The 12,486-nt window shown below is 56.3% G+C and carries 9 protein-coding genes; all 9 read left to right on the top strand.

What is annotated here, in order from left to right; translation table 11 throughout:
- The first annotated feature begins 97 nt into the window (after window positions 1-97).
- The 9 genes from ACYVHT_RS06515 (at window position 98) to cyoE (ending at window position 12,430) form a co-directional block, all read left to right on the top strand.
- On the top strand, window positions 98-3,112 hold the full coding sequence (locus ACYVHT_RS06515) for a Fe-S-cluster-containing hydrogenase (protein ID WP_460549194.1): 3,015 nt from the start codon (window positions 98-100) through the stop codon (window positions 3,110-3,112).
- A 10-nt stretch (window positions 3,113-3,122) separates the two neighbouring features.
- Complete coding sequence (nrfD, locus tag ACYVHT_RS06510) at window positions 3,123-4,580, top strand: NrfD/PsrC family molybdoenzyme membrane anchor subunit (protein WP_236050241.1); 1,458 nt, start codon at window positions 3,123-3,125, stop codon at window positions 4,578-4,580.
- Window positions 4,573-5,100, top strand: coding sequence for a DUF3341 domain-containing protein (locus ACYVHT_RS06505; RefSeq protein WP_460549192.1), 528 nt, complete (start codon window positions 4,573-4,575; stop codon window positions 5,098-5,100). Before nrfD ends, ACYVHT_RS06505 begins: the two co-directional genes overlap by 8 nt.
- Window positions 5,100-5,846 (top strand): c-type cytochrome, encoded by a 747-nt coding sequence (locus ACYVHT_RS06500; RefSeq protein WP_460549190.1) that lies wholly within the window; start codon window positions 5,100-5,102, stop codon window positions 5,844-5,846. Before ACYVHT_RS06505 ends, ACYVHT_RS06500 begins: the two co-directional genes overlap by 1 nt.
- A gap of 6 nt (window positions 5,847-5,852) precedes the next feature.
- Window positions 5,853-7,163 (top strand): quinol:cytochrome C oxidoreductase, encoded by a 1,311-nt coding sequence (locus tag ACYVHT_RS06495; protein ID WP_460549188.1) that lies wholly within the window; start codon window positions 5,853-5,855, stop codon window positions 7,161-7,163.
- A gap of 101 nt (window positions 7,164-7,264) precedes the next feature.
- Complete coding sequence (locus ACYVHT_RS06490) at window positions 7,265-8,338, top strand: cytochrome c oxidase subunit II (protein WP_460549186.1); 1,074 nt, start codon at window positions 7,265-7,267, stop codon at window positions 8,336-8,338.
- Window positions 8,339-8,360: 22 nt separating this feature from the next.
- Entirely contained in the window at window positions 8,361-10,253 is a 1,893-nt protein-coding gene (locus tag ACYVHT_RS06485; protein ID WP_460549185.1) for a cytochrome c oxidase subunit I, read from the top strand.
- 131 nt (window positions 10,254-10,384) lie between these two features.
- Window positions 10,385-11,509, top strand: a complete 1,125-nt coding sequence (locus ACYVHT_RS06480) for a COX15/CtaA family protein (RefSeq protein ID WP_460549183.1) — start codon at window positions 10,385-10,387, stop codon at window positions 11,507-11,509.
- Between the two features lie 66 nt (window positions 11,510-11,575).
- A complete protein-coding gene (gene cyoE / locus ACYVHT_RS06475) occupies window positions 11,576-12,430 on the top strand; it encodes a protoheme IX farnesyltransferase (RefSeq protein ID WP_460549181.1) in 855 nt (284 codons plus the stop codon).
- The last annotated feature ends 56 nt before the right edge of the window (window positions 12,431-12,486 follow it).

Raw genomic sequence — 12,486 nt, 5'->3', positions numbered from 1 at the left:
AATTTGATTGTAGTAGTCAGTACTGGGTAGTCAGTATTGTGAACTACTGGTTATTGATTACTGACTACCCAATACCGATTACTGATTACCATTTCAAATGAAGTACTGGAAAGGAATTGAGGAACTGGAAAGCGCTCCGGAATTCATGCAATCGGCATTTGCCGAGTTCATGCCGGTCAAGGAAAGCCACGAGAGCAGCGATGCCACCTCGGCTCCCCGTCGCGATTTCCTCAAACTAATGGGTTTCGGCGTAGGCGCCGCCGTGTTGGCATCGTGCGAAACGCCGGTGAAAAAGGCGATTCCCTACCTCAACAAGCCCGAAGAAGTTGACCCGGCTATCTCCAACTTCTACGCCTCCACTTACTTCACGGGTTCGGATTACAACGCCGTGCTGGTGAAAGCCCGCGACGGTCGCCCGATTAAGCTGGAGGGCAACCCTGAGTCGCCCATCACCAAAGGTGGCCTCTCGGCCCGCGCCCAGGCAGCCGTTCTGAGCCTATACGACGGTGGTCGCCTGCAAAACTTCGCCATCAAAGGCCAGAAGGCAGACGTGAAGCAGGTTGACCAAGAAATCCGCTCGAAGCTGGCGGCTACTACCGGTCGCATTGCCATCGTATCGCCGACTATCATCAGCCCCAGCACGAAAAAGGCCATCGCCGAGTTCGCTGCCCGCTATCCCAGCACCACGCACGTTATGTACGACGCGCAGTCGGCCACCGGCCTGCTGCAGGCCAACGGCGGCGTAGTGCCTGGCTACGACTTCAGCAAGGCTACCGTAATCGTGAGCCTCGGTGCTGACTTCCTGGGTACCTGGATTTCGCCGGTTGAATACGCGAAGCAATACGTGGTAAACCGCAAGGTGAGCACGGACAAGCGTACCATGTCGCGCCACTTCCAGTTCGAAACGGCGATGTCGCTCACCGGCTCCAATGCCGACGTGCGTGTCCCGATTAAGCCCTCGGAGATGGGCGCTACTGCCTTGGCGCTGTACAACGCAGTAGTAGGCGGTGCTGGCGCTGACCCCAAAACCAAGCTGGGCATGGCTGCGGCCGAGTTGAAAGCTGCCGGTAGCACCGGTCTGGTCGTGTCGGGCTCGAACGACCCGGCTGTGCAGTCGCTGGTAACCGCCATTAACCAGGCGCTGGGTAATGCCGGCACCACGATTGGTACCGCTTCCAGCAACGTGCGTCAGGGTGATGATGCCCGCATGGCCGCGCTGGTGGAAGAGATGAACAACGGCAGCGTGGGTGCCGTAATTTTCTACAATGCCAACCCGGTGTTCAACCATCCGCTGGGTGGTAAGGTGAAATCGGGCATCGCCAAAGTGCCGCTGACCATTTCGCTGAATGACCGTCTGGACGAAACCGGCAGCCTCTGCCAGTATGCCGCTCCCGACAACCACTGGCTGGAATCCTGGAACGACTTCGAGCCCAAAGCGGGCTACCTTAGCTTGTCGCAGCCGGTTATCACGCCGCTGTTCACCACTCGCCAGGCCCAGGAAAGCCTGTTGAAATGGGCTGGCAACAACACGACCTACTATAAATACCTGCGTGCCAACTGGCGTGGCATCACCCCGACGGATGCTGCCTGGGACAAAGCAGTCCATGACGGCGTTGCTACCGGTACTGCTCTCCCTGCTGCTCCGGCCATGACGCCCATGAGCGCTGCCGCCGCTGCCTCGCAGCTTGGTGGCGGTGCCAAAGGAACCGGCGTTGAGCTGGCGCTCTACGAAAAAGTAGGTTTGAGCGCTGACGGCAGCGGAGCCAATAACCCCTTCCTGCAAGAGCTGCCCGACCCGATTTCGAAAGCAACCTGGGGTAACTACATTGCGGTGCCCCGCGCAATGGCGGTTGCCAACAAGTGGGAGCAGAACGATGTAGTAAAGGTGACCGCCAACGGCTACAGCATCGAGCTGCCCGTGCTGATTCAGCCTGGGCAAACCAATGGCACGGTCAGCATCGCCCTCGGCTACGGCCGCACGCTGGCCGGCAAGGCTGGTGATAAGGTAGGGGAGAACGCCGCGCCCCTGGCAATGACAGCAAACGGTATTCAGTACATGAATACCGTAACGCTTGAGAAAACCAGTTCGACTTCGCCCATCGCGCAGACCCAGACGCACCAGACGCTGATGGACCGCCGCCCGGTAGTGCAGGAAAACTCGCTGGCCAACTACAAAAAAGACCCCAAGAAGGTAACCGAGTACGAGAAAATTTCCACGCCCGATGGCATGGAGGCGCCCGAAAAGGTTTCGCTGTGGCAGGACTACCAATACAACAACCACCACTGGGGCATGGCCGTGGACCTCAACTCGTGCATCGGCTGCGGCTCGTGCGTGGTTGGGTGCCAGACCGAGAACAACACCGCCGTGGTGGGCAAGCAGCAGGTTATCAACCGCCGCGAAATGCACTGGATGCGCATCGACCGCTACTATAGCTCGGATACGCACAAAGATTCGTTCGAGACGAAAGGCAAGCTGTCTACTTACGCGGCCATGGAAGACCCTTCGGAGAACCCGCAGGTGATTCACCAGCCGATGATGTGCCAGCACTGCAACCACGCGCCTTGCGAAACGGTATGCCCGGTATTGGCCACTACGCACAGCTCGGAAGGTCTCAACCAGATGACCTACAACCGTTGCATCGGCACCCGTTACTGCGCCAACAACTGCCCGTACAAGGTTCGTCGTTTCAACTGGTTCTCGTACTATTCGAACGACAAGTTTGAAATCGTAAACGGCCACATGTTCACCGACCTCGGCCGTATGGTGCTGAACCCGGACGTAACCGTCCGCGCCCGTGGGGTGATGGAGAAATGCTCGTTCTGCGTGCAGCGCATCCAGCTCGGCAAGCTCGAAGCCAAAAAGCAGAAGCGCCGCCCGATTGATGGCGAGATTGTAACCGCCTGCGCCCAGTCGTGCCCCACCGATGCCATCGTGTTCGGTGACATGAAAGACCCCAACAGCCGCATCAGCAAGCTCCTCCGTCGTGAGGACGGCGAGCGTGCTTTCCACTCGCTCTCGTCCATCAACGTGCAGCCGAACGTGACCTACCTGACGAAGATTCGCAATTCCGAGTCGGAGTTCTTTGCCCCCGAAGTAGAAGAAAAAGCTTAATTATCCTCCTATGCAGCACGTATCAGCATTACGCGAGCCGCTCGTAACCGGCGGTAAGACGTTACACGACGTCACGCAAGACATCTGCTATCAGGTCGAAGCCAAACCCAACTTGCGTTGGATGGCGGCCCTGAGTGTAGCCTTGTTTTTCCTGGGGATTTTCTTCTACTCTGTGTACCGCACCCTGTGGTACGGCATCGGGGAGTGGGGCCTGAACAAAACCGTTAACTGGGCTTGGGACATCACCAACTTCGTATGGTGGGTAGGCATCGGCCACGCCGGTACGCTGATTTCGGCCGTACTGCTGCTGTTCCGTCAGAAATGGCGGAGCTCCATCAACCGGGCTGCCGAGGCCATGACCATCTTCGCCGTAATCTGCGCGGCCATGTTCCCGGTACTGCACATGGGCCGTCCGTGGCTGGCATTCTACGTTTTCCCGCTGCAAAACACGCTGGGTTCGCTGTGGGCTAACTTCAATTCGCCGCTGCTCTGGGACGTATTTGCCATCTCGACTTACTTCACGGTATCGCTGGTATTCTGGTATATCGGTCTGATTCCGGACTTCGCTTCGATTCGTGACCGCGCCAAAGGCCCCATTGCCCGCTTCAGCTATTCCATGCTGAGCTTCGGCTGGAAAGGCTCGGCCAAAGCCTGGTCGCGCTACGAAACCGTTTCGCTGATTCTGGCCGGTGTTTCGACCCCGCTCGTACTCTCGGTACACACCATTGTATCGATGGACTTTGCAACCTCGGTGGTTCCGGGCTGGCACACGACCATCTTCCCGCCCTACTTCGTGGCCGGTGCTATCTTCTCGGGTTTCGCCATGGTGCTTACCTTGATGCTGATTACCCGCGTGGTGTTCCGCCTCGAAGACTACATCACGCTGGAGCACATTGCGCTGATGAACAAAATCATGATGGTAACCGGCTCCATCGTGGGTGTGGCTTACATCACGGAGTTCTTCATTGCCTGGTACTCGCAGGTTGAATTCGAAGGTTACGCCTTCATCAACCGCGCAACCGGTCCTTACTGGTGGGCTTACGCGTCGATGATGACCTGCAACGTGATTACGCCGCAGCTCGTGTGGTTCCGCCGCGTGCGCTACAGCATTCCGCTCACGTTCATCCTGTCCATCATCGTGAACATCGGGATGTGGTTCGAGCGCTTCGTAATCATTGTGACCTCGCTGCACCGCGACTACCTGCCGTCGAGCTGGGCTATGTTCTCGCCTTCCATCATCGACATCGGCATCTATGTAGGTACGCTGGGCTTGTTCTTCACGCTGTTCCTGCTCTTCGCCAAGTTTTTCCCCGTGATTAACATGGCCGAAGTGAAAACCATCCTGAAGTACACCGTTGACAACGGCCCGACTTACAACCCCGAGAAGGCCCACGCCGCTCACGCTCATCACCCTGCCACCCACGGAGCCCCGGCTTCGGCACCCGTAACTTATAACAAGCATGACTAAGCGCTTTGCCCTCGGCATCTTTGATGACGAAGACGTGCTGCTGCACGCCATTGATAACATTCGCGCGGCGGGTGTGAAGGTATACGACGTGTTTTCACCTTACCCGGTTCACGGCATTGATGATGCCCTCGGAATTGAGCGCTCGCGCCTGCCCATCGCGGCCTTCTTCTTCGGCCTGACGGGTTTGTCCTTCGCGCTGTGGATGCAGATTTACATGCTGGGCTTTGACTGGCCGATGATTATCGGTGGCAAGCCTCACATCGCGTTGCCCGCCTTCGTGCCGGTTGCCTTCGAATTGACGGTGTTCTTCACCTGCCACGGCATGGCACTGACGTTCTTCACCATCACGGGCCTGTACCCGCGCTTTAAAGTGCCGGTAATGGACGTGCGGGCTACCGATGACAAGTTTGTAATGGCCATCGAGCTGGATGAGACCAGTTCGCAATTGCCCCGGCTGACCCAACTGCTCCGTGAAAACGGCGCTTCGGAAGTCAACCAAAAAGAAATGACCAAGAACTAATGACGCATCCGCTGAACCTGAGCCTGCGCGTTTCGGCGCTGCTGCTGTCCCTGGGGCTGGCCACCACGGCCTGTACTCACGACGGAAATGACCCCGGTGTGGAATACGCCCCGGAGATGTACGAGTCGATTCCTTACGACCCGCTGAGCCAGACCCACTTCAACCCGGTCAACTCTTTCGGTATCAACGAACGCACTCCTGCCAACGGTACTGTGCCCCGTGGCAAGCTGAGCTACTACGACCACATCCCGAAAGACAGCGTTCGGATGGCTGAGCGGTTGCTTCACAATCCTTTCGCTTACACCAAAGCCAATCTGGAAGAAGGCAAAGCACTGTACACGCGCAACTGCCTGCATTGCCACGGTGAGCAGGGTGATGGCCAGGGCTTGGTTGGGGTGAAGTTCAAAGGTGTGCCGAACTACTCAACCGGCGCTTATAAAACCATGAACGACGGGCATATTTACCACGTCATCGAATGGGGCCGCAACCGCATGATGCCGCATGGCTCGCAGGTTAACCCCGAGGAGCGTTGGAAAATTGCGATGTATGTGCGGGTGCTGCAACGCGGCGAAGGCCCCGATGGCTTGAGCAAGCTGATTGCCAAAGGCCCCACCAGCACAGCTAACGACTCGACTGAAACGAAAGACCCAGCCAATACGGCTCCAACCGGCCAGGCACAGGCTAACACCGGTTCGGAAACTCCCGGCGAAGGCAAAACCCAAGCAACTAACGGCTCCGCTAACTAACGCACTATGGCAACTCTGACGCACCACGAAAGCGCCACGGCTGAACAGCTCGTCGTTACGGATGGCGCCCGTAAAACTTTCATTGCCATCCTCGTCGCCGGGGTGGTAATTCTTGTCCTTGGTATTCTGGCTCAGGTATTGGGCTGGGGTGCCGCTGAGCACCACGAAGCTACCGGTCACGCTGCCGCCGCTCATGGTGCCGCTCACGAAGAAGGGCATTCCGTGCTAATCAAGCGCGTATTGGTTAGCCTTTGGCACAGTAACCTTTTCTTCCTTGGGGTATCGACGGTTGGTACCGTATTCATGGCCATTAACTACGTAGCCTACGCCGGCTGGTCGGTAATGGTGAAGCGCATTGCGGAGGCACTCAGCGCCTGGGTAATCCCCGGGGGCGTAATCATGCTGCTCGTGTTTGTAATCGGACGCCAGGATATTTTTCACTGGACGCACGACGGCATCATGGACAAGGCCAGCCCTCACTACGATGAAATCATCGCTGGCAAGAGCGGCTTCCTGAACCTGCCTTTCTACGTTATCCGCATGGTGAGCTACCTGGTTATCTGGGCTGCTTTCAGCTGGAAACTGCGTCAGCTCTCCGTACAGGAGGATTTGAATGGTGGTACCTATTGGTTCCACAAGAGCATCACGGCTTCGGCCCTGTTCCTTGTGCTGTATGCCGTAACGTCTTCGATGGCTGCCTGGGACTGGGTGATGTCGGTTGACACGCACTGGTTCAGCACCATGTTTGGCTGGTATGTTTTTGCTTCCTGGTGGGTGTCGGGCATCGCAGCCATCGCACTCACTGCCATTTTCCTGAAACAAGCTGGCTACCTGAAGGCTTTAAGCTCGAGCCATATCCACGACCTGGGCAAGCTCATGTTTGGCTTCAGCATCTTCTGGACCTACGTGTGGTTCGCGCAGTTCATGCTGATTTGGTATGCCAACCTGCCCGAAGAAGCAGTGTACTTCAATCAGCGTCTGGGTGGCTTTGAAGGTCGCTACACGGGGATGTTCTACTTCAACATTGCTATCAACTTCGTGTTTCCCTTCCTTGGCCTGATGACCCGCGACGCGAAACGCCAGATGATTATCATGAAAATTGTGGCCATCGCCATTCTGTGTGGCCACTGGTCCGACTTTTATTTGATGCTCATGCCGGGCACTTTGCGCGGCGAGAACGGGTTCCTGATTGAGATTGGCATTGCAGCTATCTTCCTCGGCGCTTTCCTGATTCTGTTCACGCGCCGCCTGGCCTCGGCCTCGCTTGTTCCGGTTAACCATCCCTTCCTGGACGAAAGCATTCACCACACTACTTAATTTATTTAGAACTGAGATTTTGGAACTCAGAACTCCGACTGCAAAGTCCGAGGTCCTGACCGGGTTCTAAGCTCTAAGCTCTCGACTCTAATATCTAACAAATGACTGCTCTGACCATTTTGCTGGTGTTGGTGTTGCTGTTGGTCGTATTCGGCCTGCTGTTCCGCCTGCAAATTTTTACTTCTATTTTCTCGGGCACCTTTACCCGTGACATTGGCATGAGCAACAGCGTAAATGCTGTATTGATGCTGGTGTTTCTGGTTGGCGGTGGTGCCTGGTTCGCGTATTCCTTCGTTGAGAATTTCAACAAGATGAATCCGCCGATTGCCTCGGTGCACGGCCATAAAATGGAGACCATGTTCTGGACAACGATGGCTGTGATTGGGGTGGCCTTTGTCATCACGCAAACGCTGCTTTTCGTTTACGCTTACAAGTATCAGCATAAGGAGGGCCGTCGTGCTTACTTCTTCTCGCACAACAACACGATTGAAGTTGTCTGGACGATTATTCCGGCTATTGTGATGGCTTCGTTGATTTTTGCCGGTTGGAAGGCCTGGACCCGCATCACGGGCCCGGCTCCGAAAGAGTCTGTGGTTCTCGAAGTAATGGGCAAGCAGTTCAACTGGCTTGTTCGCTATCCCGGCCGTGACATGAAGCTCGGTGTGGTGAACTACCGCATGATTGATGCCGTGAACGAATTCGGTTTCGACCTGAGCGATAAGTCGGCACTAGACGACTTCACGACCAACGAAATCCACGTTCCCAAAGGTGTGCCCGTGCTGATTAAGATTCGCTCGCGCGACGTCCTGCACGCTGTGTACATGCCGCATTTCCGCGTGCAGATGTACGCGGTGCCTGGTATGCCGACCCGTTTCTGGTTCACGCCTACCATTTCGACTGATGAGATGCGCGCCAAGCTTGGCAATCCCAAGTTCAACTACGAGTTGGCTTGCAACCAGCTGTGCGGCGGCAGCCACTTTGCTATGAAAGCTACGGTGATTGTGGACGAGCCGGACGACTATCAGAACTGGTATGCGTCGCAGCAGTCTTTCTCGCAGAAAAACCCCGACGTGCTGGCAGCTTTCAAAGAGAAAGGTAAAACGATGGTTGCGCCCGTAGCGGCTGCTGCCGAGGAGAAAGAGGCAGCTCCTATGCCCCTGGCAGCTTCTAACTAATAACATCTAACGGTATCCCGCTATGTCAGACATGACACCCAAGCCCAATCTTTCGCCCGACGTGCAAGCGCAGGGCGGCATTGGTACCGCCCCGGTGCCGGCCACCGAACACGGCGACCACGCACACCACGATGACCACGACCACGACCACCACGACCAGCATTGGCTGTGGAAGTACGTGTTCAGCCAGGACCATAAAGTAATTGCCAAGCAATTCCTGATTACCGGTATTTTCTGGGCAGTTCTGGGTGGCACCCTGTCCAGCTTGTTCCGCCTGCAGCTCGGCTGGCCCGAAAGCTCGCTGGAGTGGCTGAAGCCGGTCCTTGGTGGCTGGATTCAGGCTGGTAAGCTGAATCCCGAGTTCTACCTCGCGCTGGTGACGATGCACGGGACCATCATGGTATTCTTTGTGCTGACGGCTGGTTTGTCGGGTACGTTCTCCAACTTCCTGATTCCGCTGCAGGTAGGGGCCCGTGATATGGCCTCAGGCTTCATGAACATGCTCTCGTACTGGTTTTTCTTCCTGTCGGGCCTTATCATGTTCTCGTCGCTCTTTATCGAAACCGGCCCTGCTGCTGCTGGCTGGACAATCTACCCGCCGCTGAGTGCACTGCCGCAAGCTATTCCAGGCTCGGGCTCGGGCATGACGCTGTGGCTGGTGAGCATGGTGTTCTTCATCGTATCGCAGCTGCTGGGTGGTGTTAACTACGTGACGACGGTTATCAACCTGCGTACTCGGGGCATGAGCATGAGCAAACTGCCGCTCACTATCTGGGCTTTCTTCCTGACCGCCATCCTCGGCATCCTGTCATTCCCGGTACTGTTCTCGGCTGCTCTGCTGCTGGTGTTTGACCGTTCGTTTGGTACCTCGTTCTTCCTTTCGGATATCTATATCGCTGGTCAGGCCCTGAGCAACCAGGGTGGTTCGCCGGTGTTGTTCCAGCACTTGTTCTGGTTCTTGGGCCACCCCGAGGTATATATCGTAATCATGCCTGCCATGGGTATGGTATCGGAGGTGTTGGCTACGAATGCCCGTAAGCCCATCTTCGGCTACCGCGCCATGATTGGCTCGCTGATTGGTATTTCGCTGTTGTCATTCGTGGTGTGGGCGCACCACATGTTCGTGACGGGCATGAACCCCTTCCTGGGTTCGGTCTTCATGTTCCTGACGCTGATTATTGCCGTGCCATCGGGTGTGAAAGTGTTCAACTGGCTGGCTACGCTCTGGCGTGGTAACATCCGCTTCACCGCTGCCATGTTGTTCGCCATCGGCTTCGTGTCGCTGTTCATCTCGGGCGGTCTGACCGGTATTATCCTCGGTAACGCGACCCTCGATATTCAGATGCACAACACGTACTTCGTGGTAGCTCACTTCCACCTGGTAATGGGCAGCTCGGCCTTCTTTGGTCTGTTCTGCGGCGTTTATCACTGGTTCCCGAAAATGTTCGGTCGGATGATGGACGAGAAGCTGGGCTACATTCACTTCTGGCTGACATTTGCCGGTGTGTACCTAGTATTCATGCCGATGCACTACGTTGGCATTGCCGGTTTCCCCCGTCGTTACTACGCCTGGACTGGCTTTGATGCCTTCTCGCAGTTCGCTGACATGAACAAGTTCATCTCGATTGCGGCCATTATTGCTTTCCTCGGCCAGTTCATTTTCATCTTCAACTTCTTCTACAGCATCTTCCGCGGCCGTCGCGCCACCCAGAACCCCTGGAACTCGACTACGCTGGAGTGGACCACGCCGGTTATTCCGGGCCACGGCAACTGGCCCGGCGAGATTCCTGCCGTGTACCGCTGGCCCTACGACTACAGCAAACCCGGCGCGGAAACGGACTTCATTCCTCAGAACGTGCCGTACTCGCAAACTCAGTCGTCGAACCTGCCCTATGAGCAGGAACTGGCCGACTAAGCAGCAAGTCGATAAAGTCCCGAAGCGGGCCGCCCAATCGGCGGCCCGCTTTTTTTATTACTTCTTTAATTGAATCAGCTGGACAACCTGAACTGAATGCAGCTTGGCCAGTTGAGAGCAGTGAGTGAGTTATGGAAAGTTTACAAGTCAGCTCTTCTTTGAGCAGGTTCCGGTCGTTTGGCATTCTGACCGTAGTGGCCGTGTACCTGCTGATTTTGGTGGGTGGCGTGGTGCGCAGCACGGGAAGCGGCATGGGCTGCCCCGACTGGCCCAAGTGTTTTGGCAGCTGGGTACCCCCGACCAAGGCTAGCCAACTGCCGGCCAATTACAAGGAGATTTATACGGCCCAGCGCGTTGCCAAAAACCAAAAGCTGGCCCGCACGCTCCAACGCCTGGGCTTTGCGCAGGTGGCCGGAAGCATTTTCGCTCATCCCACGCAGTACATCGAAACAGATTTCAATCCCGTAAAAACATGGATTGAATATGTGAACCGACTGCTGGGCGCTTTGATTGGGATATTTGTTTTCCTGACGGTGGTTTTTGCGATGCCGTACTGGCGGCGCGACCGGCCCGTTTTCTGGCTGGCATTGGCTTCGTTTTTACTAACCGGGGTGCAAGGGTATTTGGGCTCACTGGTGGTGTCAACCAACCTGCTTCCAGTGATGGTGACCGTGCACATGGCCCTGGCGCTGGTGATTGTGGCACTGCTGCTCTATGCCGTGGACCGGGCGCAGTGGGGGAGGGGTGGCACTACCCTGCCGGCAGCTGCACCGGCTGCCGGAGCGCGCCCTGGTACATCGCTGCAATTATGGCTGTGGGTTGCGCTGGCGCTCACTTTCTGGCAAATTATGCTGGGAACTCAGGTGCGTGAGCAGGTGGATATCGTATCGGCCGCGGCCGGTTACATAGGGCGCGAAGCCTGGGTCTCAAAACTGGGCCGCGTGTTCAGTATTCACCGCACAATTTCAGCGGCAGTGCTATTGCTGAATGTGTACGTTGGATATGAGTTATGGCAGTTGGCGCAGTTTCGCCTGAATCGATTGGTGACGGCCACACTGGTCGTTATTGGACTGGAAATTCTGGCGGGCATCGTACTGGCCTCATTTGCACTGCCGGCGGCCGTGCAGCCCGTGCACCTTACGCTCGCCACGGTTTTATTCGGAATTCAGTTTCTAGCCTTGTTGGAAGTGGCCCGTATCCGAAAAAGCCCAGAAACTATTGCGCCTGCAGATGCCGCCCGGCAGGTTGTTGCGTAACTTTGCGGCCCCGTTTGGTATTGGCGAAATAAGGGAAGCCAGCCAACGAAATTAGACGAAGGATTGATGGTCAAGGCCCGTGCCTATTTTCAACTGCTCAAGTTCCGGCTTTCGCTCACGGTGGCGTTTTCCAGCGCCATTGGGTACCTGCTGGGGGCGCATGAGCTGAACTGGGGCCGGGCACTACTGGTGCTGCTGGGTGGCCTGCTCGTAACTGGTTCAGCCAATATTATCAACCAAGTTCACGAGCGGGAACTCGACAAGCTGATGACGCGCACCGCCAAGCGTCCATTGCCGCTCGGCATCATCTCGCCGGCCGAAGCGTGGGTCTTCTGCGTGTTTCTGGGCATAGCCGGGTTTGCATTGCTCTGGTACTACTTCAACCCCCTAACGGCTGGGCTTTCGCTGCTGTCGCTGATTCTCTACGGCTTCATTTACACGCCCCTCAAAACCATATCGCCCATTTGCGTAGCGGTGGGGGCTATTCCAGGCGGGCTGCCGCCGCTTATCGGCTGGGTTGCCGCTACCGGCTATATCGGGGTAGAAGCCTGGGTGCTTTTCGGTATTCAGTTCATGTGGCAGTTTCCCCACTTCTGGGCCATTGCCTGGGTGGCCGATGACGACTACAAGCGGGCAGGATTTAAGATGCTGCCCACGCCCGGCAACCGTGACCTGCGCACGGCCTTTCAGATAATGACGTACACGCTGCTGCTGATTCCGCTCAGCCTCCTGCCGCTGGAGTTCAACATTGCCGGCCGCATTTCAGCGTTGGTAGCGGTGGTGTGCGGAGTGCTTTTCCTGTTGCTCACGGTGCAGCTCATGCGTACGCAGTCGCGCAAAGCGGCACTTCGCATCATGTTTGCCTCTTTTCTGTACCTGCCCATCGTGCAAATCGCGCTGGTATTGGACAAAATCCAGTAGCTGATGGTTAATGATTAACGGCGAATGGTTGATTCCCATTTGTCTGTTCATCGACC

The sequence above is a fragment of the Hymenobacter daeguensis genome (assembly GCF_054780555.1).
This window is presented reverse-complemented; position numbering and strand designations above follow the sequence as displayed.